This window comes from Streptomyces sp. NPDC051218, assembly GCF_044455475.1.
Classification (GTDB): Bacteria; Actinomycetota; Actinomycetes; order Streptomycetales; family Streptomycetaceae; genus Streptomyces.
Genome location: NZ_JBITEU010000004.1, coordinates 554,845 through 579,251, shown reverse-complemented (window position 1 = coordinate 579,251; position 24,407 = coordinate 554,845). Strand labels below are relative to the sequence as shown.

Sequence of the window (24,407 nt, the reverse complement as noted above, 5' to 3'; positions counted from 1 at the left end):
GCCTCTCCATGGACACCTTTGCTTTGATCGTGACCATTGGCGTCGCGCTCGGATTTACGTATACGAATGGCTTTCACGACTCCGCGAACGCCATCGCCACTTCCGTCTCCACCCGTGCGCTGACACCCCGCGCGGCACTCGCGATGGCCGCCGTCATGAACCTCGCCGGTGCCTTTCTGGGTAGCGGCGTCGCCAAGACGGTCAGTAAGGGGCTCATCGAGACGCCGCACGGCAACAAGGGAATGTGGATCCTCTTTGCCGCCCTGGTGGGCGCCATTGTCTGGAACCTCGTCACCTGGTATTTCGGGCTTCCCTCCTCCTCCTCCCACGCGCTCTTCGGCGGAATGGTCGGAGCCGCGCTCGCCGGTGGGATCGGGGTGATCTGGTCGGGCGTGCTCGACAAGGTCGTCATTCCGATGTTCATCTCGCCCGTCGTCGGCCTCGTCGCCGGCTATCTGGTGATGTGCGCGATCATGTGGATGTTCCGCAAGTCCAACCCGCACAAGGCCAAGCGCGGATTCCGCATCGCGCAGACGGTCTCCGCGGCCGGTATGGCGCTCGGACACGGCCTGCAGGACGCGCAGAAGACCATGGGCATCGTGGTGATGGCCCTGGTCATCTCCGATGTGCAGGACGCCGACGCGCCCATTCCGATCTGGGTCAAGATCGCCTGTGCGCTGATGCTGTCGCTCGGTACGTATGCCGGTGGCTGGCGCATCATGCGTACGCTCGGCCGCAAGATCATCGAGCTGGATCCGCCGCAGGGATTCGCCGCCGAGACCACCGGCGCGGGCATCATGTTCACCACCGCGTTCATGTTCCACGCGCCGATCTCCACCACGCACGTGATCACTTCCGCGATCATGGGTGTGGGTGCCACGAAGCGTGTGAATGCCGTGCGCTGGGGCGTCGCCAAGAACATCATCCTGGGCTGGTTCATCACGATGCCCGCGGCCGCCATTGTGGCCGCCGCCAGTTTCTGGCTCGTGAACCTGGCTTTCCTGTAGCGGTACGGGAAAGCGAAGAAAAGCGAAGAAAAGCGAAGAGAACGACGGAAAGGCCCGCCCCCCGGGAGCCAGGGGGCGGGCCTTTCTTGTTGCCCCTGCGGTGGCACCGCCATGCAGCACCGCGGGGAGTCTGTGCTCTACAGGGTTTATCCGAAGCGGCCCGAGATGTAATCCTCGGTCGCCTGCACGGACGGGTTGGAGAAGATCCGCTCCGTCTCGTCGATCTCGACGAGCTTGCCGGGCTGGCCGACCGCCGCGAGGTTGAAGAAGGCCGTACGGTCCGAGACGCGCGCCGCCTGCTGCATGTTGTGCGTCACGATGACGATCGTGAAGCGCTCCTTCAGCTCGCCGATCAGGTCCTCGATGGCGAGCGTCGAGATCGGGTCCAGGGCCGAGCAGGGCTCGTCCATCAGGAGCACCTGGGGCTCCACCGCGATGGCCCGCGCGATGCACAGACGCTGCTGCTGGCCGCCGGAGAGGCCGGAGCCGGGCTTGTTCAGGCGGTCCTTGACCTCGTTCCAGAGGTTGGCGCCCTTGAGGGACTTCTCGACGATGGCGTTCAGCTCGCTCTTCTTGTACGAGCCGTTGAGCCGCAGGCCCGCCGCCACGTTGTCGAAGATCGACATCGTCGGGAACGGGTTGGGGCGCTGGAACACCATGCCGATGGTGCGGCGCACGGCGACCGGGTCGACACCGGGACCGTAGAGGTCCTCGTCGTCCAGGAGCACCTTGCCCTCGACGCGGCCACCGGTGGTGACCTCGTGCATGCGGTTGAGGGTGCGCAGGAAGGTGGACTTGCCGCAGCCGGAGGGGCCGATGAAGGCCGTCACGGAGCGGGGCTCCACGGTCATCGAGATGTCCTCGATGGCCTTGTGGGCACTGTAGTAAGCGGTCAGGCCCGATACGTCGATTCGCTTGGCCATGGGGATCACTGCCTTAAGGGGGTTACGAGAGGGTCGCTGAGTGGCCGCGTCAGCGGCCCGTCTTGGGGGCCTTCCAGCGGGCTACGCCGCGGGCCGCCAGGTTGAGGATCATGATGAAGCCGATGAGGGCGAGCGCCGCTGCCCAGGCGCGGTCGTAACCCGCCTGGTTGCCGGCCCCGTACTGCTGGTAGATGTACAGCGGCAGCGAGGCCTGCGAGCCTTCGAACGGGTTCATGTTGATCATGGGGTTCACCCAGACCAGGAGCAGCACCGGTGCGGTCTCGCCCGCGATACGGGCGACCGCGAGCATGACGCCCGTGGTGATGCCGCCGATCGCGGTGGGCAGGACCACCTTGAGGATGGTCCGCCACTTCGGGATGCCGAGGGCGAGTGACGCCTCCCGCAGCTCGTTCGGGACGAGCTTGAGCATCTCCTCGGTGGAGCGCACGATCACCGGCATCATCAGGATGGCGAGCGCCATGGCGCCTGCCCAGCCGGAGAAGTCGAAGCCCAGGATCAGGATCCAGAAGCTGAGGACGAACAGACCCGCGACGATCGACGGGATGCCGGTCATGACGTCCACGAAGAACGTGACGACCTTGGAGAGCTTCCCGCGCCCGTACTCGACGAGGTAGATCGCGGTGAGCAGGCCGATCGGCACGGCGATCACGGAGGCCAGGAGCACCTGCTCCAGGGTGCCGATGATCGCGTGGTAGATGCCGCCGCCGGGCTCGTCGTCCGCTACGACGCCCATGGAGTGGGTCAGGAAGTAGCCGTTGAAGACGTTCGAGCCGCGCTCGACGGTCTCGTAGATCAGCGAGGCGAGCGGCACGACGGCCAGCAGGAACATGACCCACACCAGCGAGGTGGCGAGGCGGTCCTTGGCCTGGCGTCCGCCCTCGACGGTGACCGCGAGGAGGTACGAGGCGACGAGGAAGAGGATGGCCGCGATCAGGCCCCACTGGATACGGCTGTCGAGGCCGGCCCCCATGCCGATGCCGACGGCGACGGCGACGGATCCGAGGGCGACGACGACCGGCGTCCAGCGCGGGAGGCGGGCGCCCTGCAGGCTCGTGGGCTTGACGATGGTGGCGCTCATGCGTTGGCCCCCGAGTACTCCTTGCGGCGCGCGATGATCAGGCGGGCCGCGCCGTTGACCAGCAGGGTGATGACGAAGAGGACCAGGCCGGATGCGATGAGCGCGTCACGACCGTACTCGGTGGCTTCGTTGAACTTGCTGGCGATGTTCTGCGCGAAGGTGCCGCCGCCGGGGTCGAGCACGGACGCGCTGATGAGGAAGGTCGGGGAGAGCACGGTGGCGACGGCGATCGTCTCGCCGAGCGCACGGCCCAGGCCCAGCATCGAGGCGGAGATGACGCCCGAGCGTGCGAAGGGGAGCACCGACATGCGGATGGTCTCCCAGCGCGTGGCGCCGAGCGCGAGCGCGGCCTCCTCGTGCATCTTCGGGACCTGCAGGAAGACCTCACGGCTGACGTTCGTGATGATCGGCAGGATCATGATGGCGAGCAGGATGCCGACCGTCATCAGGGAGCGCGGGGCGCCGCCCTGGTACTCGAAGATGCCGGTCCAGCCGAAGTAGTCGTCGAGCCAGCTGTAGAGGCCGGTCAGGTTGGGCGCGACCACGAGGGCGCCCCAGAGGCCGTAGACGATCGACGGCACGGCGGCCAGGAGGTCGATCACGAAGGCGATCGGGGTGGCCAGCTTGCGCGGCGCGTAGTGCGAGATGAACAGCGCGATGCCGATGGCCACGGGGACGGCGATCGCCAGGGCGATCACCGAGCTCACCACGGTGCCGAAGACCAGGACCGCGATGCCGAAGAACGGCTTGCCCGCGGTGGTCGTACCGGCCGGGTCCCACTCGAAGGTGGTGAGGAAGTTGCCCGTGTTGTCCGAGAGCGCGAGGGCCGCACGGTAGGTCAGGAAGGCCGCGATGGCGGCCATGATCACGAGCAGCGTGATGCCGGAGCCGCGCGAGAGGCCGAGGAAGATCCGGTCGCCGGGGCGGGTCGCGCTGCGGCGGGGACGCTTCGGGGTGATGGCCGAGGGCTGCACGTCATTGAGGGGTGGAGGTGCGGTCGTACTGCTTGGTATATCCATGGGATTCTCCGGTCTGCGGAGCCGGTCACCGCTTCTTCAGCGGCCGTTGCTCCTGGCGGCGGTGCACCGGACGGTGCGGCCGGCCCTGGATCGCCGGGCCGGCCGCACTCGGTTCAGCTAGCTCAGGCCCGCGACGGCCGTGCGGACCTTGGCGATGATCTCGGCCGGGATCGGCGCGTAGTCGTTCTCCTTGAGGACGTTCTGGCCGTCCTCGCCGGCGATGTAGGTCAGGAAGGACTTGGTCGCCGCGAGGGTCTCCGCCTTGTTGCCCTTCTCGCAGAGGACCTCGTACGTCACGAGGGTGATCGGGTACGCGCCCTCGGCGGTGGGCTTGTAGTTGAGCTCCAGGGCGAGGTCGTTGCCCTTGCCGACGACCTTGGCCTCGGAGATGGCCTTGGAGGCGTTGTCGACGGTGGCCTTCACCGGCTCCTTGGCGTCGGTCTTCAGGTCGACCGTCTTGATGCCGTCGGCGGCGTAGGAGAGCTCGAAGTACGAGATGGCGCCGGCGGTCTGCTTGACCTGGCCCGCGACACCGGAGGAGCCGTTGGCGGACTGGCCGCCCTTGGCCTCCCAGGACTTGCCGGGCTCGTGCGACCAGGCGGAGGGGGCCGCGCCCTTGAGGTACTTGGTGAAGTTGTCCGTGGTGCCGGACTCGTCCGAGCGGTGGAACGCCTGGATCTTGGTGCCGGGGAGCTTGGCGTCCGGGTTCAGCTTCTTGATCGCCTCGTCGTCCCAGGTCTTGATCTTGTCGTCGAAGATCTTGGCGAGGGTCTCGGCGTCCAGGACGAGGTTGTCCACGCCGGGCACGTTGTAGCCGACGGCGATCGGGCCGCCGACCATCGGCAGGTCGATGGCCTGGCTGTTCTTGCAGACCTTCTTCGACGCCGCGATCTCCTCGGGCTTCAGCGCGGAGTCGGAGCCCGCGAAGGCGGTCTGGCCCTGCATGAACGCGGTGATGCCGGCGCCGGAACCCGTCGGGTTGTAGTTCAGCTGAACGTCCTTGCAGGCGGTCGAGTAGACCTTGCGCCAGGCGTCGATCGCGTTCTTCTGCGCGGACGAACCGGAGGCCGCGAGCTGACCCTTGGCGTCATCGCACTTGATGTTGGCGTTGGCGGTGGACTCCTTGCCGGTGCCCCCGCTGCCACCACTCGTGTCGTCGGAGCCGCACGCCGTGAGGGCCAGGGCGCCGGAGACGGCGATGGCGCCGAGGGAGAGGGCGCGGAGCCGGTTCTTGCGCTGAAGCTTCACTTTCGGGTTTTCCTTCCGGGAGCCGCCGGCCCTTTGCTGGCGGCGTGCGAGGTCTTCGTCTTCGTTGCGGTCTTACGGTCCTACGTCGTCTTGTAAGGCTGAAATTAGGCAGGGCAGGTGAAGCGGCCGATGGGCATGAGTGAACGGAGGGTGAACCTCGGAGGGCGGCCTGGTTAGGCGGCGCGCTACGGAAAGTAGCGGATCAGTCACGCGGGGTTCAGTACCCCGAGCAGAGCGTCGACAAGCTGCTGGTCGCGGGGTTGTGTGAGGCGGTTGCGGGCCGCTGTCGGCGAGAGCCAGAGGATGCGGTCGACCTCGTTGTTGGGCGTGAAGTGGCCGTCCGCCACCTCCGCCGCCCAGTAGCTGACCTCTTTGGGGCGCCCCTGGGCGAGGTAGCGGACCGTGGGGAGCCGGGCGCCGGGGGTGCAGCGGTGGCCGGTCTCCTCCTCGACCTCCCGCAGGGCGCCCGCGAGGGGCGTCTCGGACCGCTTCAGCTTGCCCTTGGGGTGCGACCAGTCGTCGTACTTCGGACGGTGGACCAGGCATATCTCCAGGCGGCCGTCGTGCGGGGAGTGGCGCCACAGGACGCAGCCCGCGGCCCGGACGACCTCGTCCCCTTCGAGTGTCATGGGGTGCTCACCGCCTCCGTCTCGCGGAGCCAGGCCTGATGGAACGCGAAGCGGGCCGCCTCCACCTCGTGGCGCTGGTCGGCGTGCAGAACGCCCAGTGCGTACGCCGTCGCCGGGGCGATGCGGGGGGTACGGGCGGCCGAGGCCGCGGCCGACGCGGCGTCCGCGGCCTCGCGGTGGCGGTCCAGGGCCTGGCCTGCTTCCGCGAGGCGCAGGTCACCGCCGGGGCCCGGGGTGAGGACTTCCTGGGCGTACCTGTGCAGGCGCAGGAGGGCGCGGGTCTTCAGCCAGGGGGCGTCCTGGGCCTCGGGGGCCTCGGCCGCCGCGAGGCCGTGCGTCAGGGCTTCCGCGTTGTACGGGTGGCCTGCCTGGCCGAGGGGGAGGGCGGCGACGGCTTCGGCGAGGTTCTCCTCGGCTTTGGCCGCCAGCGGCTTCAGATCCTCCGTCGCCTTGGTCAGCGGGACCTCGCTCGCCAGTACGGCGACGTTGTCCGCCACGGCGTGGAAGCGGGAGGAGCCGAAGGCTTGGAGGGCTGTGGAGTGGGCCCGCGTGCGGGCGAGGGTCAATTGGCGCTCCAGCAGTGCTGCGGCCTTGGCTGCGCCTACGGTCAGGCCCCTTGGAGTCCCGCTCTGTTGCTCCGCACCCGGCGGTGTGGGCTGTGCCCACCCTCCCCCACTCTCGGCTCCGCTCGAGCGGGGGGACCCCCATCGCCTTGCGGAACGCCTGCCCACAGCAGGGACGGCTGCATGATCCGTGGGCATTGGCACCCCCGGCGCCCCCGACAAGCGATGCAGTGCGTCCAGCAGGCGTTCCAAGCGGGTCGCGTACGCGTGTTCGCGGGCCAGAGTGCCGGAGAGCCACGCCAGTTCGGGGCGCAGGCCCGAGGCCCACTCCTGGTCCAGGAGCGGACGGAAGGTGTGCAGGGTGCCGCCGATGCGGCGGGCCGCGCGGCGCAGGGCGCGGGCCGCCTCCAGGGACTCCTCGGCGCCCTGCGCGTCCGTCGACGACTCGCGGTGCAGCCGAAGCGAGCGCAGGAACTCCGTGGCCTGGCCCTGCAGATAGGCCGACAGGACATCGCCTGTCGTCGTCTCATGGTTTAGCTGTGCCACGCCGGCGCCTCCGGGCGTCTATGAGCATCTCCTGTACGTTCCGCAGGGGCTGGCCCTCCGGATCCAGCGCGTGCCGGGTCCAGTTGCCGTCAGCGCCCAGGTGCCAGGAGGCGGTGGTGTCAGACATACCGGTCTCCAGGAGCCGGTTGAGCGTCGCCCGGTGTGCCGGGTCGGTGACCCTGACCAGCGCCTCGATGCGGCGGTCGAGATTGCGGTGCATCATGTCGGCGCTGCCTATCCACACCTCGGGCTCGCCCGCGTTGCCGAAGGCGAAGACGCGGGAGTGCTCCAGGAAGCGGCCGAGCACGGAGCGGACCCGGATCGTCTCCGAGAGCCCGGCGACGCCGGGCCGCACGGCACAGATCCCGCGCACCCACACGTCCACCGGCACACCCGCCTGCGACGCGCGGTAGAGCGAGTCCACGACCGCCTCGTCGACCATCGAGTTGACCTTGATGCGTACGTAGGCGGGGCGGCCCGCGCGGTGGTGCTGGATCTCCTTCTCGATGCGTGAAATGAGCCCGTCACGCAGGGACTTGGGGGCGACCAGGAGACGGCGGTAGGTCTCGCGGCGCGAGTATCCCGAGAGCCTGTTGAAGAGGTCGGACAGGTCGGCGCCCACCTCCTGCTTGGCGGTGAGCAGCCCCAGGTCCTCGTAGAGACGGGCGGTCTTGGGGTGGTAGTTGCCGGTGCCGACGTGGGAGTAGCGGACCAGCGTCTCGCCCTCCTGGCGGACGACGAGCGACAGCTTGCAGTGCGTCTTCAGGCCGACCAGGCCGTAGACGACATGGCAGCCCGCCTCCTCCAGCTTCCGCGCCCACTTGATGTTCGCCTGCTCGTCGAAGCGCGCCTTGATCTCGACCAGGACGAGCACCTGCTTGCCCGACTCGGCGGCGTCGATCAAAGCGTCGACTATCGGGGAGTCGCCCGAGGTGCGGTACAGCGTCTGCTTGATCGCGAGGACGTCCGGGTCGGCTGCCGCCTGCTCCAGGAAGGCCTGCACGGACGTGGAGAACGAGTCGTACGGGTGGTGAAGCAGTACGTCGCGTTCGCGAAGGGCGGCGAAGATGTCCGGCGCGGACGCGGACTCCACCTCGGCGAGGTCGCGGTGCGTGCCCGCGATGAACTTCGGGTACTTCAGCTCGGGCCGGTCCAGGGACGAGATGCCGAAGAGCCCGGTCAGGTCGAGCGGACCCGGCAGCGGATAGACCTCCGCCTCGCTGATCTTCAGCTCGCGTACGAGGAGGTCGAGGACGTTCCTGTCGATGGACTCCTCGACCTCCAGGCGCACCGGCGGCCCGAAGCGGCGCCGCATGAGCTCCTTCTCCAGGGCCTGGAGGAGGTTCTCGGCGTCGTCCTCCTCCACCTCCAGGTCCTCGTTCCGGGTGAGCCGGAACATGTGGTGCTCCTGGATCTCCATGCCCGGGAAGAGCTCCGCGAGGTGCGCGGGTGCGGCGATGACGTCCTCGATGGGGACGTACCGCTGGGGGGAGGCCTCAAGGAAGCGGGAGAGTAGCGGCGGGACCTTCACGCGTGCAAAGTGGGTGTGTCCCGACACCGGGTTGCGCACGACCACGGCGAGGTTGAGCGAGAGCCCCGAGATGTACGGGAAGGGGTGCGCGGGGTCCACGGCCAGCGGGGTCAGGACGGGGAAGATCTGCTGCCGGAAGAGCGTGAAGAGGCGGGACTGCTCCTTCTCGGTCAGCTCGTTCCAGCGGACCAGGTGGATGCCCTCGTCGGCGAGGCCGGGGGCGACGTCCTCCTGGTAGCAGGCGGCGTGCCGGGCCATGAGTTCGCGGGAGCGGTTCCAGATCAGCTCCAGGACCTCGCGGGGCTGCAGGCCCGAGGCCGAACGGGTGGCGACGCCGGTCGCGATGCGCCGCTTCAGGCCTGCCACCCGGACCATGAAGAACTCGTCCAGGTTCGAGGCGAAGATCGCCAGGAAATTGGCCCGTTCGAGGAGCGGGGTGTTCGGGTCCTCGGCGAGTTCGAGCACCCGCTCGTTGAAGGCGAGCCAGCTGCGCTCCCGGTCCAGGAACCGGCCCTGCGGAAGCTCCTGGCCGTCGTGTCCTACCTGGCCGTCCTCGTCGTAGGCGTCGAGATCCGCGTCGATGTCGGGGTCGAGGTCGGAGACCGCGGCGGACAGCGTGTGGGGGCGATGCGCGGCGATGGAGCCTACGGAAGGCTGGGCGTGCTGGACCTGACCTTGGGTGCTGGGCTGGCTCATGGACCCATTCTTCCGCGCGGGGGGCACGATAGGCGCGTCGGAGAGTGCCGGGGTGAGGACGAGCTTCCCGTTCATGGGGGGAGGGTCGGGCACGGCGGGCTGCATTGAGCGAGGGTCGCAAGCCAGTCTGAATCACTGGTTACGGCGACATGACGTGCGGGACATGTGCCGGAGTCCCCCGGACGTCCACACGTCCGGGGGAGGTGCGCAACTCAGGCGGCGCGGCGTCGGAGCACGCGGAACGCGGCGTACGTCGCCGCTGCGGCGAGCGCGAGGAGGATCCCCGTCTCCACGAGCTGGAGCGGCCAGAAGTGGGACGAGGGGTGGAAGTCGTTGTACCAGCCGGTGACTTGGTGCTTGTCGAGGCACTGACTGAATTGGCCTGCGTAGTTCGAGCACACGGACTCCGGCAGCCGTCGGCCGTCGGCGGTGAGCATGCCCTGCTCCACGCCGAAGCCGTTGCCGGGAGGGCCCTGCGCGTACTCGCCCGACGAGGTGACCGTCTCCGTCGCCCACAGGCGGCCCCGGAGCAGCGGCATCGCGATGACCGCGCCCGCGGTGACGGCCAGTGCTGCGGCCATCGCGGGCAGCGTGCGCCGCAGCACCACCGCCGCGAGCGTGCCCACGGCGAGACCGAGGAGGGCGTACGCGACAGCTACCGGGCCCACGGATCCGTAGATCCCGCGCTCGAACCAGGAAGTCCGCGGACCGTTCAGATCCGGCATCGAGCTCCACGCCAGGCGCTGTCCTGCGGCGAGCAGCGTGCCGCAGCCGACCACCACGGTGGCGCACAGGGTGAGCCGGACGGTGAGCCAGCGCACCGGGGATACGGACTGCGTCCAGGCCAGCTTGTACGTGCCGGTCTCCATGTCCCGCCCGATCATCGGGCCGGCGACGAACAGGCCGATCAGGCAGGGCAGGGCGAGGATGGCCACGCCCGAGTAGTCGATGTACCGGCGGAACGAGAAGTCCGCGTCGAAGTACTCGCGGACCGTGGTGTAGCAGTCGGGGGCGATGTCCATCCCGATGGTGCAGCCGGTCGCCCTGAAGGCATCCGCCTCGTGGGAGATGACCAGCATGTTGATGACCAGGAACGCGATGGCGAGCACCAGCAGACCGAGTGTGATCCACAGGGCGGTGCGGTGCTGGCGCAGTGCGGCGCGGTACGGGCCGGGCAGGGTGAGGGTGGTGCTGCGGCTCTGTGCCCGGGGTGCGGGCGCCGTCGTCGACGCGGTCACGTGGTCACCGCCGGTTCGGTCGCGGTCGTGCCCGGTGTCAGGAGTGCGGGCGCCTCGGGGGAGCGCAGATGGGCCAGCAACAGTTCCTCCAGGGAGGGTTCTTCGAGCTCCCAGCCTTCGCCGACCGGGCCTTCGGGCCTTATCAGCGCGGTCAGGCCGCGCCCGGTGGCGCGGGATTCGACGACGGTGTGCGGGGCGAGGTCCTCGACGGGCCGGCGCCCGGTGACCAGGGCGTGCGCGCCGACGAGGTCGTCGATGCCGCCGCCGAGCCGCACCCGGCCCCCGGACACGAGCAGCAAGTGGTCGCAGGCGTCGGCCAGTTCGGCGACGATGTGCGAGGACATCACCACGGTGGTGCCGTGCTCGGCGGCCTCCGCCATCAGCGTCCCCATCAGCTGGTGCCGGGCGAGCGGGTCGAGGTCGGCCATCGGCTCGTCCAGGAGCAGGAGTTCGGCGCGCTTGCCGAGCGCGAGGGCGAGCGCGACGCGGGTGCGCTGACCACCGGAGAGTGTGCGCACGCGCAGCTTGGGGTCCAAGTCCCCTTCGCGTACGACACGTTCGGCGATCTCGGTGTCCCAGCGCCCCGGGTTCAGGTCGGCGCCGAGCCGCAGCGTGTCGGCGATGCTGAGCTGCGGATAGAGCGGCTTGTCCTGGGCGACGTACGCGACGTGCTCGCGCGCGGTGGCCGGGTCGGTGCCGAGGACGGAGAGCGTGCCCTCGGAGGGCCGCATCAGCCCGGCCGCGAGGGCGAGCAGTGTCGACTTGCCCGCGCCGTTGGGTCCCACTACCGCGCAGATCCGTCCGGCGGGCAGCCGGAAGGAGCAGTCGCGCAGGGCGTGGCCCCGCCGCCCGTATCTCTTGGCGAGCGAGGCCGCCTCGATGGCGGTGTCGGTCATGCGTGGTCCCCCTTGGTTGTGCGTTCGGTGCGCTCGGTGTGCCCGGAGCGCGTGAACTGCTCTTCGAGTACGGCGCTGAACAGTGCCGCGACGTCGTCCCTCTCCAGACCGGATGCACGGGCGCGGGCGGCCCACTGGCTCAGCTCGCCGCGCAGCGGGGAGTCGGTGGGCGTGGAGCCCAGTGACTTCCGCACGAAGGTGCCGAGCCCGCGGCGTGCCTCGACCAGGCCCTCGCGTTCCAGCTCGCGGTAGGCCTTCAGGACCGTGTTCGGGTTGATGGCCGTCGCCTCGACGACCTCGCGGGCCGTGGGCAGCTTGTCGCCCGGCTCCAACAGGCCAAGGCGCAGTGCCTGTTGGGTCTGCTGGACGATCTGGAGATAGGTGGCGACGCCGCTGCGCCGGTCGATACGGAACTCGACCATGCCCTTGCACCACCCTTTCACTAATTGAGTAGTGAAAGGGTGGTGCAAGAAAGGGGCGGCGTCAAGTGACGCCGCCCCTCGAGAAGTTGGTTCAGGACTCCGTGCGGTACATCAGGTCCGTCTCGTGCGTGCTGAACCCGAGCCGCTCGTAGACGCTCACCGCGGCCTTGTTGTCCGCGTCCACGTACAGCATCGCGATCGGCAGGCCCGCCGCCGCCAGGTGGTTCAGGCCGATGGTCGTCAGCGCCTTGCCGAGGCCGCCGCCCTGCGCGCCGGAGCGCACCCCGAGGACGTACACCTCGCCGAGGCCCTCGTCCGCGTGCACCTTGGTCCAGTGGAAGCCGACGAGCTCGCCGTCCTTCTCCGCGAGGAAGAAGCCCTCCGGGTCGAACCACGGCTCGGCCTTGCGGTCGTCCAGGTCACGCTGGGTGAGGGAGCCCTGCTCGGGGTGGTGGGCGAAGGCGTCGGCGTTCACCGCGAGCCAGGCCGCGTCGTCCTGGCCGGGGACGAAGGCGCGTACGGAGACGCCCTCGGGGAGGACCGGCTCGGGCAGGTTCAGGTCGCCCAACGACCTGCGCATCTGCCGCAGTTCGCGGAAGAGGGTGAGCCCGAGCACCTGGGCCAGATGGCGCGCGGCCGAGTGTCCGCCGTGCGCCCAGATCCGCAGCCGTCGGCCGGACTCGGCGAGCAGTGCGGTGCCGAGCGCCCTGCCGTGCCCGCGTCCGCGGTGCGCGGGGTGCACGACGAGCTCGGCGGCCGGCGCCTCGATGGGGTCGGTGTCCTCCAGCTGCGCGTACCCGACGAGCTCGTCGCCCAGGCTGAGCAGCAGATGCCGCACTCCCTCCCGCGCTCCGCCCCGCAGTTGCAGCCGCCCCTGCTCGGACACGGCCTGCTGGCCGTCCGAGCGGGCAGCTTCCGCGAGGAGTCCGAGCACGGCGTCGGCCTGGTCGGATGTGAGGGCGGCGACGGTGTCGATCTGCCGCAGGGCGGGAGGCTGCTGCTCGTCAGTCATGGAGTCGAGGGTACGGCGGCGGCCGGTCGAGGAGCAGATCACGGACGTACTCGGCAGCCGCGGGGGAGTGCACGACGGCGCGCGCGCCCATGTCACCGCACCCCGGCCGGCTTCACATCCGTACGCCGTCACGCTTGTCCCAAGTGTCCGCAACGCCCCCCGCACGGCCCCCGGCGGCAACCACCTCGTAACCCGTAACCCCCTGTCGCGCTACGCGCGTTGACTTTAGGCTGCGCACAGCCTCACACCCTCAGTCGTCTCTTACCTCTCCCAGGGGGACACGTGCCAGCTACTCCTCAGTTGCGTCGGCCAAGACGCCGCGCCACCCGTGTGCTCGCCGCCGCGGCCTCTCTCGCCACGCTCGGTGCGCTGGCCGCCGCGCTGCCCGCGAGCGCCGGGCAGGACCACACCGGCGCGGCGGGCAAGAAGCGCACCGTCGACGTGCAGCTGCTGTCCTTCAACGACTTCCACGGCAATCTCCAGCCGCCGGCCGGGTCGTCGGGCCAGGTGAGCGAGAAGCAGCCCGACGGGACCGAGAAGAAGATCGACGCGGGCGGCGCCGAGTACCTCGCCACGTCGCTCCGTACGGCCCGCAAGGGCAACCCCTACAGCGTCACGGCCGCGGCCGGTGACCTGATAGGCGCGAGCCCGCTCCTGTCGGGCCTGTTCCACGACGAGCCGACGGTCGAGGCGATGAACAAGCTCGACCTCGACGTCACCAGCGTCGGGAACCACGAGTTCGACGAGGGGGCCAAGGAGCTGGCCCGTATGCAGAACGGCGGCTGTCACCCCAAGGACGGCTGCTTCGAGAAGGGCAAGAAGTTCAAGGGGGCCGACTACCCCTACCTCGCGGCCAACGTGACCGACGAGAAGACCGGCAAGCCCATCCTCAAGCCGTACTGGGTGTGGAAGAACAAGGGCGTCAAGGTCGGCTTCATCGGTGTGACACTGGAGGGCACGCCCGACATCGTCTCCGCCGAGGGCATCAAGGGCCTGAAGTTCCACGACGAGATCGAGACGGTCAACAAGTACGCCAAGATCCTCGACAAGCAGGGCGTGAAGTCGATCGTCACGCTCCTCCACGAGGGCGGCTCCCCCGCGTCGCAGAGCTACAACTACGACTGTGACTCCCCGGGCGCGGGCGACGGCATCTCGGGCCCGATCACCACCATCGCCAAGGGCATCACGCCGAAGGTCGACGCGCTGGTCACCGGGCACACGCACTCCGCGTACGTCTGCACCATCCCGGACCCGTCGGGCAAGCCCCGCATGGTCACGTCCGCCTCCTCCTACGGGAAGCTCTACACGGACACGACGCTCACGTACGACCGGAAGACCAAGGACATCGTCCGTACGTCGGTGAAGTCCGCGAACCACGTCGTCAGCCGTGAGCAGGCCAAGGCCAAGGACATGACCTCCCTCATCGGGCGCTGGAACAAGCTGGCCGAGCCCGTCGCCAACAAGCCCGTCGGTTTCATCTCCGGCGACATCCCGGGCCGTGGCGCGACCACCCCCGAGGCGCCGCTCGGCGACCTGATCGCGGACGCGCAGCTCGCGCACGGCACGTCGCTCGACCCCGAGACGGATCTGGCGCTGATGAACCCCGGCGGCATCCGCTCCGACCTCGTCCACAAGGCGAGCGGCAGTGAGGGTGACGGCGTCGTGACGTACGGCGAGGGCTTCACCGTGCAGCCGTTCAGCAACACGGTCAATCTCGTCGACCTGACCGGCGCGCAGCTGATCACCGGGCTCAAGCAGCAGGTGAGCGGGGCGAACGAGGCATCTCCGAAGATTCTGCAGATCTCGGACGGCCTGACCTACACGCTGGACATGACGAAGTCCGGTGCCGATCGTGTCGTGACGGATTCGATCAAGCTGGGCGGCAAGGCGATCGATCCCGCCGCCACGTACCGTGTGGCGATGAACTCCTTCCTCGCGGGCGGCGGCGACGGCTTCGCCGAGCTCGGCAAGGGCGCGAAGCCGCTGGTCGGCAGCGACGACCTGAAGGCGTTCAACGACTACCTGACCGCCAACTCCTCGGCGGACAAGCCGATCGCACCGCCCAAGGCGGACCGGATCACCATCGTGAAGTGAATGACGCGTTAACAGACGCGCTCAGAAGGCGGTCTAAATCGGTCGTTACTGGGCGTAAGGCTTGGGGTGGGGTGTGAACGTATGGTGAAATCAGCTGATGCGTTCCCCCCACCGCATAGCCACGCTTCCGCCCGATCACAACCAGGCTAATCCGTCTGATGGTTGGCACGCCGCATCGGTTCCCCCAGAAGCATCAGCAGCACCCGAGACGCGCGCGGAGACCACCGCCCCGCTCAATCCGTACGACGAGCTCGGCGCCCTCGCCGGACCCGGCCCGCTGGAGGACTTCCTCCGCGAGACCGACGACGAGGACGAGGCCGAGGCCGGAGCCCGCAGGGCAGACGCCCCCTGGCAGCCTCCGAACCACCGCCGCGGCAACCGTCGCCGCCGCAACCGCTTCGCCGGGCTCCCGCTCGCCGCGAAAGCCGTCGTCGCCCTCGTGGTCCTCGCCGCCTTCCTCGCGCTCGGTGACCGCTGGGCCCTGCTCTACGCCGAGCACGAGGCCGCGGAGAAGCTCAAGGACTCCATGCACCTGAGCGCCGCGCCCGAGGTCGACATCGAGGGCTTCCCCTTCCTGACCCAGGTCCTCGACAAGCGCGTGGACAAGGTCAAGGTCACCGTCCCGGACGTCGCGGCCGACCGGATCTCGCTCGCCCAGGTCTCCGCCACCGCCGAGGACGTGACGATCACGGGCGACGGACCCACCGACATCAAGGGCGCCCTCATCCGTGAGATGAAGGGCGAGGTGCTGCTCTCCTTCGACGACCTGAACCGTGAACTGGGCGCCTCCCAGGTCACGTTCACCGGCCACGGCAACGACCAGGTCCTCGCGCGCGGCACCCTGCCCGTCGCAGGCCACGACCTGAAGCTGCGCGCCGACGCCCGCATCCAGCGCAACGGCGAGCGCGGCATCTCCACCGACATCGGCAGGATGAGCCTCCAGATCGGCGACCTGGCGACCTACCGGCCCGGCACCCGCGAGTCCGAGGGCCTGCACCTCAGCAAGGACTCCGCGGACCGCCTCGCCAAGGAGACCGCCAAGGCGAAGGCCCTGCTCTCCGTGCCGTCGATCGTCAAGCGGCTCGGGGTGTCCGACTCGATGGTCAGCGGCGCCCTGAAGAGCGACACCAAGCTCCACGACCTCGTCGGATCGCCGCGCTTCATCAACGACGTGATGGGCCTGAACCTCATCGACGTCGCGATGGGCCACCCCGAGCTCCTGAAGAAGCTGGGCCTGGACCCCGCGCTCCTCAAGGGCCTCTCCCAGCTCACCCGCCCCGTACTCGCCGACCGCCTCACGCTCGCCTTCCAGCTGCCGAAGCTGCCGGGCGAGGGGAACGTCTGGCTCCAGGACGTGAGCGTGCAGAAGGACGGCATCCGGGTGCGCCTCAGCGGGACGGGGCTCGGCATCGGCAAGTAGGTCACGCCGTGGCGGGGGGCGGCGTGGGCGCTCCCGGCAGGCTGACCGTCGCCACCGTCCCGCCGCCTTCGGCGGGCCGCAGCGCGACCCGGCCGCCGGACTGGTGCACGGTGCGGGCCACGATGGACAGGCCGAGGCCCGATCCGGGGAGGCTGCGGGCCGACGGCGAACGCCAGAACCGGTCGAAGACGTGCGGGAGCTCGTCGGTGGGGATGCCGGGGCCGTGATCGCGTACGGTCAGCGCGCCGCCCTGCAGGGCCACCTCGACGGTGGAGCCGGGGGGCCCGAACTTCACCGCGTTGTCCAGGATGTTCACGATGGCCCGCTCCAGCGCCGGGGGTTCCGCGCGTACGTACCAGGGGGCGAGGTCCGCGGTGAACGTCAGCTCGGGCCCGCGCAGCCGCGCGCGCTCCAGGGCGGTCTCCACGACCTCGTGCAGGGCGATGACCTGCACCTTGCCGTCCTGCCCGCTGTCCGTGCGCGAAAGCTCCTGCAAGTCCCCGATCAGCGCGGCCAGTTCGGTCATCTGCGCCGTGACGGAGGCGAGCAGGGCCTTGCGGTCGTCGGGCGGGATGGCCCGGCCGGTCTCCTCGCTGCGGGCGAGCAACTCGATGTTCGTACGGAGCGAGGTGAGGGGGGTGCGGAGCTCGTGCCCGGCGTCGGCGATGAGCTGCTGCTGGAGGTCGCGGGACGAGGCGAGCGAGGCGGTCATGGAGTTGAAGGAGCGGGAGAGGCGGGCGATCTCGTCGTCGCCGTCCGCGGGAATCCGCAGATCCAGGTCCTCGGTGCGGGCCACGTGCTCGACGGCCTCGGTGAGCTGATCGACCGGGCGCAGCCCGGTCCGGGCCACCCACAGGCCGGCGGCGCCCGCTCCGATGACGCCGATTCCGGCGACGACGGCGAGGACCAGGACCAGGTTGTTGAGGGTGTCGTCGACTTCGCTCAGGGGCCGGGCGACGGTGACGGCCAGGGGCTGCCTGTCCAGGGGATAGGTGAGCACCCGGTACTTCGCGCCGTTCGCCGCGGTGGCGGTGTGGACCGCTTGGGGGGACTCGTGCTTGGCGACCGAGATGTCCGCCGGCGAGACCTCGACGGACTGCTGCCCGGAGATGACGCAGCTGTTGCCCTTGCGGTCGACGACCTGGACGGTCGACTTGAACGGGTTCGGGTTGTTCTCCCGATTGGTGACGATCGAGGCATGGCGGCACTGGCCGTCCTGGTCGATCAGGCTGAGGACCAGATCCTCCGGCACACGGCTGGAACCCAGCGCGTCGTCCAGCGAGTTGATCAGTGCGTTCCGCACCACGAACCAGCACACGACCGCTGCCGCCGCGACCGCGACCGCGACGGCGGTGGCCACCAGCAACGCCAAGCGCGAGCGCAACGGCATCGCGCGGTACCTGCGGACAAGGCCCTTCACTCCACGCCCCCGCCGGAACCGGGCCGCAGCACATACCCCACACCCCGCACCGTATGAACAAGCCGAGGCTCGCCCCCGGCCTCCGTCTTGCGGCGCAGGTACATGACGTACACGTCCAGGGAGTTGGAGGAGGGCTCGAAGTCGAAGCCCCAGACCGCCTTCAGGATCTGCTCCCGCGTGAGCACCTGCCGCGGATGCGCGAGGAACATCTCAAGGAGGGTGAACTCCGTGCGGGTCAGCTCCACCGTGCGCGCCCCGCGGGTGACCTCCCGCGTCGCGAGGTCCATCCGCAGGTCGGCGAAGGCGAGCGTGTCGCCCTCCTCGGCCTGGCCCGCTGCGGCGGCGTACGAGCTGCGGCGCAGGAGTGCCCGGATGCGGGCGAAGAGTTCGTCGAGCTCGAACGGCTTGACCAGGTAGTCGTCCGCGCCCGCGTCGAGCCCCGTGACACGGTCGCCCACGGTGTCGCGCGCGGTGAGCATCAGGATGGGCGTCACCGAGCCCGTCGCGCGGAGCCGGCGCGCGGCGGTGAGGCCGTCCATGCGGGGCATCTGGATGTCGAGGACGACGAGGTCGGGGCGGTAGGCCGCCGCCTTCTCCAGCGCGTCGGCGCCGTCGACGGCGACCTCCGTGCCGTACCCCTCGAAGGCGAGGCTGCGCTGGAGCGCCTCCCGCACGGCGGGCTCGTCGTCGACGATCAGGATGCGCAGCTGTTCGCGGTCGCCTTCGGCGGGGCTCATCGGCTTGGTACTTCCTCGGGTACGGGGTGGTGGACGGGGCCGCTATCAGCCTCGCACGCGCGCGCGGGGCTTGCGGCGTGCGGCGGGCCGGGGCGGAGCCTTGGCCGCGGCCACCTCCGGGGCGCGGGCGGTCGCGGTGGCGCCGTGCAGTTCCCCGGCCACGGCGAGGGGGAGGCCGAGTCCCGCCGGGTCGGTGTCGGGTGTGCTGCCCCAACCGATGCCGGCGGCCAGGGCGTGCCGGGCGCGGTTGACGGTGATCAGGGGTCCGGGCATGGCGGCCTCCAGGTGCTCCGGGGGAGTGGTCGGGGTCAGTCGGTCGAGCCGGACCGCAGCGTGTCGAGGTCGGCCTTGACCGTGTTGATCGGGATGGCGAAGCCGAGGCCGACGCTGCCGGAACCCGACTGGGCCCCGGCCTGCGCCGAACTGGGCGAGTACATCGCGGAGTTGATGCCGATGATGTTGCCGTTCATGTCGATGAGGGCGCCGCCGGAGTTCCCCGGGTTGAGCGAGGCGTCGGTCTGCAGCGCCTTGTACGTGGTCTTCGACGAGCCGGTGTCGCCGTTGAACTGCTCGCCGCCGTACTCGAAGGGCCAGTTGCCGCCGCCGCCCTGCTGTTGCTGCTGCCCCTGCCCCTGCCCCTGGTCCTGGTCGGCCGAGACGGTGACGTCACGGTCGAGGGCGGAGATGATGCCGCTGGTCACGGTGCCGGTCAGCCCCTCGGGGGAGCCGATCGCCACGACGTCGTCGCCGATCTTGACGTTGTCGGAGTTGCCGAGGCTCGCGGGCTTGAGCCCGGAGGCGCCCTTGAGCTTGATCAGCGCCAGGTCCTTCTTGCTGTCGGTGCCGACGACCTCGGCGTCGTACGTCTTGCCGTCGTTCGTCGTCACCTTGACCGATGAGGCGCCGGAGATCACGTGGTTGTTGGTGATGATCTCGCCGTCCTCCGAGATGATCACGCCGGAACCGGTGGCCTCGCCCGAGCCGGACTGCGCGCTGATCTCCACGATGCTGGGGCTCACCGCCTCGGCGACGCCGGAGACGGTGCCCTTCTGGCTCGTGGGCACGACGTTCGTGTTGGTCGCGCTGCTCGACGAGCCGTCCTTGCCGGTCAGCTCCTGGAAGGCGTAGGCGGTGCCGCCGCCGACCGCCGCCGCCGCGATGGCCACGGCGGCGAGGAGGGCCATCGGGCCCTTGGCGCGGCGCCGGTGCCTCGGCGGCTCTTCCGGTGCCTGCGCCTCCGGCGCGAAAGCGGGCGGGGGCGGGTACGCACCCTGCGTACCGCCATGGTGAACAGGCGCTGACGACTGCTGCTGCTGGAGGTACTCGCCGCTGTTTGTCATGGGATCCAGGCTGCGGGGTTTTCATGAGAGGCGGCTGAGTGCGCCCTGAGAACACCGGTAGAACCTCGTATGCCCCATATAAAGCGGCCCGGGACGGGCGCGGCTCTGCGGGACGTGCGTCAGTTGCAGCCGCAGGACTGCCGGACCACAAGGCGGGACGGGAACAGCTTCAGCCGCTCCCGGCGCGAACCGGCGACCCGGAGCCCGTCGTCCAGGACCAGGTCGACCGCCGCCCGCGCCATCGCGGGACGGTCCGACGCCACCGTCGTCAGCGGCGGGTCCGTCAGGCCCGCTTCCTTCACGTCGTCGAACCCGGCGACGGCAAGCTCACCCGGCACGTCGATCCGGAGCTCCCGCGCGGCCCGGAGGATGCCGATCGCCTGGTCGTCCGTGGAGCAGAAGACCGCCGTCGGCCGGTCCGGCCGGGCCAGCAGCTCCAGCGCCATCTGATACGCGTCGTACCGGTTGTACGGGGCTTCGAAGAGCCGCCCCTCCACCGAGCGCCCGGCCTCCCGCATGGCCCGCCGCCAGCCCTCGACGTGGTCGGAGACGGGGTCACCGACGGTCGGGGTCTCGGCCGTGCCGCCGACACAGGCGACGTACTCGTGCCCGTGCTCCAGCAGATGCCGCGTGGCCAGCTGCGCGCCGCCCAGGTCGTCCGTGACGACGGCGACGTCGTCGATCGCCTCGGGCCGCTCGTGCAGCAGCACGACCCGCGCGTCCCACGCGTCGATCTCGGCGGCGGCCGAATCCGTCAGACCGTGGCTGACGAGGATGAGCCCGGAGACCCGCATGCCGAGGAAGGCCCGCAGATAGTGGGCCTCGCGCTCGTCCACGTAGTCCGTGTTGCCGACGAGCACCATTTTTCCGCGCTCGGACGCCGCCTGCTCCACGGCGTGCGTCATCTCCGCGAAGAACGGCTGCCGCGCGTCCGGCACGATCATGCCTATGAGGTCGGTACGCCGCGACGCCATGGCCTGGGCGACCCGGTCGGGCCGGTACCCCAGCTCTTTGATCGCGGCGAGTACACGCTCGCGCGTGGCCGGGGCAACCGGCCTAGGTCCGTTGTTGATGACATAGCTGACGACGGCGGTGGAAGTACCCGCAAGTCGCGCCACGTCATCCCTAGTCACCTTGGCCACGCGCGGAGTCTACGCGGATGGAACTACCGCTGGGCAGGTCGTACGGCAGCTTCCTTCGGCGCGGGGACGGCGGGTGCCGCGTCCCGCTTCGGGATACCCCTGTGCTCACCCTCGGCCGGCGGCGGCGTCGCCGCCTTCGCCTTCTTCTCGTCGGCCGCCCGCTCCACCTTCTCCGGCGTCACGAAGCGATAGCCGACATTCCGGACGGTGCCGATCAGCGACTCGTGCTCGACACCGAGCTTCGCGCGCAGGCGACGTACGTGGACGTCGACCGTGCGCGTACCGCCGAAGTAGTCGTAGCCCCAGACCTCCTGGAGCAGCTGGGCCCGCGTGAACACACGGCCCGGGTGCTGCGCCAGGTACTTGATCAGCTCGAACTCCTTGAAGGTCAGGTCCAGGACCCGGCCCTTCAGCTTCGCGCTGTACGTCGCCTCGTCCACGGAGAGATCGCCGTTGCGGATCTCCATGGGGGAGTCGTCCGACGTGATCTGCTGGCGGCCCATCGCGAGCCGCAGCCGCGCCTCGACCTCGGCCGGGCCCGCGGTGTCCAGGAGTACGTCGTCGATGCCCCAGTCGGCGGTGACGGCCGCGAGGCCGCCCTCCGTGACGACGAGGACGAGCGGACAGCCTGGCCCGGTGGAGCGCAGGAGCTGGCAGAGGCTGCGGACCTGCGGGAGGTCACGGCGGCCGTCGATCAGGATGACGTCGGCACCAGGGGTGTCGACGAGGGCCGGGCCTTCGGCGGGGGCGACCCGCACGTTGTGCAGCAGCAGGCCGAGGGCGGGAAGCACCTCCGTCGACGGCTGAAGGGCATTCGTGAGGAGCAGCAGAGAACTCATCGCCGCCCACCTGCCTGGGTCGTCATACGGTTGTGCACGTTTCGCTCGCCCATAACGTCGGTTCCTCCTCGGTCCCTGCGAGGACGTTTACGGCACTGCTTCGTACTGTTACTACGTGGTACTGCCGTGATTCCGGGGGCCGCGCCCTGGGCCCCGGCGCGCTGTCGATCACAACGCGTCTGAAAGCACGAAAGGACCCGGGGGCTTCGCTGCCCGGATCCTCTGCCAAGGAGAATAGCCCACATGAGTTCCCCTCCGGCAGGTCAAGTCGCGCGATCTTCTGTGCGGCCGATCACTCGCGTTCAGCGGAGCGTAACGCTCTGTACACGGGACGGAGTCGTGATCGACGCTCGGTACGAGCCCGGCCCCGACCCGGGTACGGACCTGGCGATCGTGATCGCGCACGGCTTCACCGGAGATCTGGACCGGCCGCACGTGCGGCGGGCCGCCGGTGTCTTCGCCAAGGCCGCGGCCGTGATCACGTTCTCCTTCCGGGGCCACGGGGCGTCCGGCGGGCTCTCCACGGTCGGCGACCGCGAGGTGCTCGACCTGGCTGCCGCGGTGGAGTGGGCGCGGTCCCTCGGCCACGCACGAGTGGTGACCGTGGGCTTCTCGATGGGCGGTTCCGTGGTGCTGCGGCACGCGGCCATCGCGGGCGCCGCGCATGGGGGGCGCACGGAAGCGCGGGTTGACGCGGTGGTCGCTGTGAGTGCCCCGGCCCGTTGGTTCTACCGGGGGACGGCGCCGATGCGGCGGCTGCACTGGGTGGTGACGCGGCCCGCGGGGCGCGTGGTGGGCCGGTGGGGTCTGCGCACGCGAATCCACCCGCACGAGTGGGACCCCGTACCGCTCTCTCCCGTGGAATCGGTCCCGCTCATCGCGCCGACGCCGCTGCTGATCGTGCACGGCGACCGGGACCCGTACTTCCCCGTGGACCACCCCCGGATGCTGGCCGCCGCCGCGAAGGGCGGGGCGGAGCTCTGGCTGGAGGCGGGCATGGGGCACGCGGAGAACGCGGCGGACGACGCCCTGCTCGGTCGGATCGCCGATTGGGTCACGGCATCATGGACGTCGGCAACCGCCGAAGGAAGACCGGTATCCGCCGAAGGAGAGGAGCTGTGATGGTGAACGGCACCATTCGTTACTGGGCCGCGGCCAAAGCAGCCGCAGGTGTCGCGGAGGAGCCGTACACCGCGACCACGCTGGCCGAGGCGCTGGACGCGGCACGCGAGCGACACCCCGGCGAGCTGGTCCGTGTACTGCGGCGATGCTCGTTCCTCATCGACGGCGACCCCGTGGGTACCCGCGGGCATGAGACGGTACGGCTGGCCGAGGGCGGCACGGTCGAGGTGCTCCCGCCGTTCGCAGGAGGGTGAGCAGCGCTATGAGCGATCCGCGGTATGAGGGGTACGGGGACTACGACCCCTACCGGGGGGACTACCCGCCTGCCGAGCCGCAGGCGTACCCGCCGGAGCAGCAGGCCTACCCCGCTGACCAGCAGTACGCCCAGCAGCAGTACCAGTATCCGCAGCAGCCGTATGCCCAGGACGCCTCGTACACCCAGCAGTGGGAGGGGCAGACCTGGGACACGACGATCCAGCCCTCACCTGTGGTGGACGTGACGGATACGGCGTATCTGCCCTCGCAGTCGTACGGGGAGCCGCAGCAACCGCAGCCGCCGGCCGCCGCAGTGGCAGCGGACGAAGAGCCCTCCGCCACCTACGGCCCCGCCACCACCACCGGCAACCCCCGCGTCACCGACGCCCAGCGGGCCCGCGCCGAGGGGCGGTCGCCGGTCATAGAGCCGGGGATCCAGCCCGCCGCGCTGACCGCCGTCCTCGGACTGCTGCTCGCCGGTACGGCCGCCATCGGGCAGTACGCACTCCTCGTACCGCTGATCCTGCTGCAGGCCGTCACCGCCGCCGGATGGTTCCGGCTCAACGGCATGTGGCCCGCCCGGCAGGGCATCGCGCTCGCCTTCATGGGCGGAGTCGTCGCCGACATCGCCCTGCTCGCCACCGGCAAGGAGAACGCGCCCGCCGCGATCCTCGGCACCCTCGGCGTCTGGGTGCTGCTCGTCCTCGTGCTCCAGCTGCGCAGCCGCGCCTCCGCCGACGAGCGGATGGCCGGTCTGATGGCGACCGTCGCGTCCGCCGCGCTCGCGATCATCGCGACCGGGCACCTCGCGGCCTCGGAGGAAGCCGTGACGGTGGGCGGTATCGCCGTGGCGGTCGCCGTGATCGCCCGCGCGCTGCCGCTGCCGACTCCCGCCTCGGTCGTCGTCGCGCTGCTCGCCGCCGCGGGGGCCGGTGTCGCCGTCGGCGGCGCGACGGACGTCGGCAGCAAGGGGGCGCTGCTCGGCCTCGGGGCCGGCGTCTGCGCGCTGATCGGCCACCGGGTCGCCAGCTACGACTACCCGTCCCGCTTCGTGCACATGACGGCGGGTGTCGCCCTGCCGCTCGCCGCCGCGGCCCCGGCCGTCTACCTCCTGGGCAGGGCCATCGGCTGATCGTCACAGCTGATCGACAGGTCCCCGGCCGGGCACTCCGGCCGGGGACCTGTCCTTTAGGCTCGCGGCAACGACAG

Annotated in this window: 23 protein-coding genes; 6 read left to right on the top strand and 17 right to left on the bottom strand. The window is 69.9% G+C overall.

The genetic code is table 11. From position 1 onward, the window contains the following. Positions 1-8 precede the first annotated feature (8 nt). Positions 9-1,007 (top strand): anion permease, encoded by a 999-nt coding sequence (locus tag ACIBCK_RS16205; RefSeq protein WP_399390630.1) that lies wholly within the window; start codon positions 9-11, stop codon positions 1,005-1,007. A gap of 146 nt (positions 1,008-1,153) precedes the next feature. Here the strand turns inward: ACIBCK_RS16205 and pstB are convergent, their stop codons facing one another. The 11 genes from pstB to mshD form a co-directional block, all read right to left on the bottom strand. Next, a complete protein-coding gene (gene pstB / locus ACIBCK_RS16200) occupies positions 1,154-1,930 on the bottom strand; it encodes a phosphate ABC transporter ATP-binding protein PstB (RefSeq protein WP_361048819.1) in 777 nt (258 codons plus the stop codon). A gap of 49 nt (positions 1,931-1,979) precedes the next feature. Next, positions 1,980-3,029, bottom strand: a complete 1,050-nt coding sequence (pstA, locus tag ACIBCK_RS16195) for a phosphate ABC transporter permease PstA (protein ID WP_399390628.1) — start codon at positions 3,027-3,029, stop codon at positions 1,980-1,982. Next, on the bottom strand, positions 3,026-4,048 hold the full coding sequence (gene pstC / locus ACIBCK_RS16190) for a phosphate ABC transporter permease subunit PstC (RefSeq protein ID WP_399390626.1): 1,023 nt from the start codon (positions 4,046-4,048) through the stop codon (positions 3,026-3,028). The genes pstA and pstC overlap by 4 nt, the downstream gene beginning before the upstream one ends. A 117-nt stretch (positions 4,049-4,165) precedes the next feature. Next, positions 4,166-5,296, bottom strand: a complete 1,131-nt coding sequence (pstS, locus tag ACIBCK_RS16185) for a phosphate ABC transporter substrate-binding protein PstS (RefSeq protein WP_399390624.1) — start codon at positions 5,294-5,296, stop codon at positions 4,166-4,168. A gap of 206 nt (positions 5,297-5,502) precedes the next feature. Then, complete coding sequence (locus tag ACIBCK_RS16180; RefSeq protein ID WP_399390622.1) at positions 5,503-5,925, bottom strand: NUDIX hydrolase; 423 nt, start codon at positions 5,923-5,925, stop codon at positions 5,503-5,505. Beyond that, entirely contained in the window at positions 5,922-7,034 is a 1,113-nt protein-coding gene (locus tag ACIBCK_RS16175) for a CHAD domain-containing protein (RefSeq protein ID WP_399390620.1), read from the bottom strand. Before ACIBCK_RS16175 ends, ACIBCK_RS16180 begins: the two co-directional genes overlap by 4 nt. Next, complete coding sequence (locus ACIBCK_RS16170) at positions 7,015-9,261, bottom strand: RNA degradosome polyphosphate kinase (protein ID WP_399390619.1); 2,247 nt, start codon at positions 9,259-9,261, stop codon at positions 7,015-7,017. The genes ACIBCK_RS16175 and ACIBCK_RS16170 overlap by 20 nt, the downstream gene beginning before the upstream one ends. A gap of 212 nt (positions 9,262-9,473) precedes the next feature. Beyond that, positions 9,474-10,499: a hypothetical protein gene (locus ACIBCK_RS16165; protein ID WP_399390618.1), complete on the bottom strand. Its 1,026-nt coding sequence runs from the start codon at positions 10,497-10,499 to the stop codon at positions 9,474-9,476. Next, on the bottom strand, positions 10,496-11,395 hold the full coding sequence (locus ACIBCK_RS16160) for an ABC transporter ATP-binding protein (protein WP_399390617.1): 900 nt from the start codon (positions 11,393-11,395) through the stop codon (positions 10,496-10,498). Before ACIBCK_RS16160 ends, ACIBCK_RS16165 begins: the two co-directional genes overlap by 4 nt. Then, positions 11,392-11,817: a GntR family transcriptional regulator gene (locus ACIBCK_RS16155; RefSeq protein WP_399390615.1), complete on the bottom strand. Its 426-nt coding sequence runs from the start codon at positions 11,815-11,817 to the stop codon at positions 11,392-11,394. The genes ACIBCK_RS16160 and ACIBCK_RS16155 overlap by 4 nt, the downstream gene beginning before the upstream one ends. Before the next feature lie 91 nt (positions 11,818-11,908). Then, positions 11,909-12,829 carry a mycothiol synthase gene (gene mshD, locus ACIBCK_RS16150; protein ID WP_399390612.1) on the bottom strand — a complete coding sequence of 307 codons (921 nt, stop codon included), beginning with the start codon at positions 12,827-12,829 and terminating at the stop codon, positions 11,909-11,911. A gap of 282 nt (positions 12,830-13,111) precedes the next feature. On the opposite strand from mshD, the gene ACIBCK_RS16145 reads away from it, so the two are divergent. Both ACIBCK_RS16145 and ACIBCK_RS16140 read left to right on the top strand, forming a co-directional pair. Continuing rightward, complete coding sequence (locus ACIBCK_RS16145) at positions 13,112-14,923, top strand: bifunctional metallophosphatase/5'-nucleotidase (protein ID WP_399390609.1); 1,812 nt, start codon at positions 13,112-13,114, stop codon at positions 14,921-14,923. A 97-nt stretch (positions 14,924-15,020) separates the two neighbouring features. After that, positions 15,021-16,343, top strand: a complete 1,323-nt coding sequence (locus ACIBCK_RS16140) for a DUF2993 domain-containing protein (protein ID WP_399390606.1) — start codon at positions 15,021-15,023, stop codon at positions 16,341-16,343. A 1-nt stretch (position 16,344) separates the two neighbouring features. On the opposite strand, the gene ACIBCK_RS16135 is transcribed toward ACIBCK_RS16140, so the two are convergent. From ACIBCK_RS16135 to ACIBCK_RS16110, 6 genes are all read right to left on the bottom strand, one after another. After that, entirely contained in the window at positions 16,345-17,763 is a 1,419-nt protein-coding gene (locus ACIBCK_RS16135; RefSeq protein ID WP_399390604.1) for a sensor histidine kinase, read from the bottom strand. Next, on the bottom strand, positions 17,760-18,500 hold the full coding sequence (locus ACIBCK_RS16130; protein ID WP_367043446.1) for a response regulator transcription factor: 741 nt from the start codon (positions 18,498-18,500) through the stop codon (positions 17,760-17,762). The genes ACIBCK_RS16135 and ACIBCK_RS16130 overlap by 4 nt, the downstream gene beginning before the upstream one ends. 45 nt (positions 18,501-18,545) lie before the next feature. Then, positions 18,546-18,773 carry a hypothetical protein gene (locus ACIBCK_RS16125; protein WP_399390601.1) on the bottom strand — a complete coding sequence of 76 codons (228 nt, stop codon included), beginning with the start codon at positions 18,771-18,773 and terminating at the stop codon, positions 18,546-18,548. A gap of 35 nt (positions 18,774-18,808) precedes the next feature. Then, positions 18,809-19,840 carry a S1C family serine protease gene (locus ACIBCK_RS16120; protein ID WP_399390598.1) on the bottom strand — a complete coding sequence of 344 codons (1,032 nt, stop codon included), beginning with the start codon at positions 19,838-19,840 and terminating at the stop codon, positions 18,809-18,811. A 119-nt stretch (positions 19,841-19,959) separates the two neighbouring features. Next, positions 19,960-20,982, bottom strand: coding sequence for a LacI family DNA-binding transcriptional regulator (locus tag ACIBCK_RS16115; protein WP_367043441.1), 1,023 nt, complete (start codon positions 20,980-20,982; stop codon positions 19,960-19,962). 23 nt (positions 20,983-21,005) lie between these two features. Continuing rightward, the gene (locus tag ACIBCK_RS16110; protein ID WP_399390595.1) at positions 21,006-21,821 is read right to left on the bottom strand and encodes a winged helix-turn-helix domain-containing protein; all 816 of its coding nucleotides are present in this window, start codon (positions 21,819-21,821) and stop codon (positions 21,006-21,008) included. Between the two features lie 243 nt (positions 21,822-22,064). Between ACIBCK_RS16110 and ACIBCK_RS16105 the strand changes: the two genes are divergently transcribed. Genes ACIBCK_RS16105 through ACIBCK_RS16095 form a run of 3 tightly spaced genes read left to right on the top strand, consistent with a single transcriptional unit; the run spans position 22,065 to position 24,330 of the window. Continuing rightward, entirely contained in the window at positions 22,065-22,943 is an 879-nt protein-coding gene (locus ACIBCK_RS16105; protein ID WP_399390592.1) for an alpha/beta hydrolase, read from the top strand. Further along, positions 22,943-23,197, top strand: a complete 255-nt coding sequence (locus ACIBCK_RS16100) for a MoaD/ThiS family protein (protein WP_399390589.1) — start codon at positions 22,943-22,945, stop codon at positions 23,195-23,197. The genes ACIBCK_RS16105 and ACIBCK_RS16100 overlap by 1 nt, the downstream gene beginning before the upstream one ends. Positions 23,198-23,205: 8 nt before the next feature. Next, positions 23,206-24,330, top strand: a complete 1,125-nt coding sequence (locus ACIBCK_RS16095) for a hypothetical protein (RefSeq protein ID WP_399390586.1) — start codon at positions 23,206-23,208, stop codon at positions 24,328-24,330. Positions 24,331-24,407: the final 77 nt, after the last annotated feature.

What these genes read in the sequence shown, in the direction of transcription:
- ACIBCK_RS16205 (WP_399390630.1), top strand. Translation starts at nt 9, where the DNA reads ATGGACACCTTTGCTTTGATCGTGACCATTGGCGTCGCGCTCGGATTT.
- ACIBCK_RS16120 (WP_399390598.1), bottom strand. Translation starts at nt 19,840, where the DNA reads ATGACAAACAGCGGCGAGTACCTCCAGCAGCAGCAGTCGTCAGCGCCT.
- ACIBCK_RS16140 (WP_399390606.1), top strand. Translation starts at nt 15,021, where the DNA reads ATGCGTTCCCCCCACCGCATAGCCACGCTTCCGCCCGATCACAACCAG.
- ACIBCK_RS16110 (WP_399390595.1), bottom strand. Translation starts at nt 21,821, where the DNA reads ATGAGTTCTCTGCTGCTCCTCACGAATGCCCTTCAGCCGTCGACGGAG.
- ACIBCK_RS16100 (WP_399390589.1), top strand. Translation starts at nt 22,943, where the DNA reads ATGGTGAACGGCACCATTCGTTACTGGGCCGCGGCCAAAGCAGCCGCA.
- ACIBCK_RS16105 (WP_399390592.1), top strand. Translation starts at nt 22,065, where the DNA reads ATGAGTTCCCCTCCGGCAGGTCAAGTCGCGCGATCTTCTGTGCGGCCG.
- pstC (WP_399390626.1), bottom strand. Translation starts at nt 4,048, where the DNA reads ATGGATATACCAAGCAGTACGACCGCACCTCCACCCCTCAATGACGTG.
- ACIBCK_RS16095 (WP_399390586.1), top strand. Translation starts at nt 23,206, where the DNA reads ATGAGCGATCCGCGGTATGAGGGGTACGGGGACTACGACCCCTACCGG.
- mshD (WP_399390612.1), bottom strand. Translation starts at nt 12,829, where the DNA reads ATGACTGACGAGCAGCAGCCTCCCGCCCTGCGGCAGATCGACACCGTC.
- pstA (WP_399390628.1), bottom strand. Translation starts at nt 3,029, where the DNA reads ATGAGCGCCACCATCGTCAAGCCCACGAGCCTGCAGGGCGCCCGCCTC.
- pstB (WP_361048819.1), bottom strand. Translation starts at nt 1,930, where the DNA reads ATGGCCAAGCGAATCGACGTATCGGGCCTGACCGCTTACTACAGTGCC.
- ACIBCK_RS16155 (WP_399390615.1), bottom strand. Translation starts at nt 11,817, where the DNA reads ATGGTCGAGTTCCGTATCGACCGGCGCAGCGGCGTCGCCACCTATCTC.
- ACIBCK_RS16180 (WP_399390622.1), bottom strand. Translation starts at nt 5,925, where the DNA reads ATGACACTCGAAGGGGACGAGGTCGTCCGGGCCGCGGGCTGCGTCCTG.
- ACIBCK_RS16125 (WP_399390601.1), bottom strand. Translation starts at nt 18,773, where the DNA reads ATGCCCGGACCCCTGATCACCGTCAACCGCGCCCGGCACGCCCTGGCC.
- ACIBCK_RS16170 (WP_399390619.1), bottom strand. Translation starts at nt 9,261, where the DNA reads ATGAGCCAGCCCAGCACCCAAGGTCAGGTCCAGCACGCCCAGCCTTCC.
- ACIBCK_RS16130 (WP_367043446.1), bottom strand. Translation starts at nt 18,500, where the DNA reads ATGAGCCCCGCCGAAGGCGACCGCGAACAGCTGCGCATCCTGATCGTC.
- ACIBCK_RS16160 (WP_399390617.1), bottom strand. Translation starts at nt 11,395, where the DNA reads ATGACCGACACCGCCATCGAGGCGGCCTCGCTCGCCAAGAGATACGGG.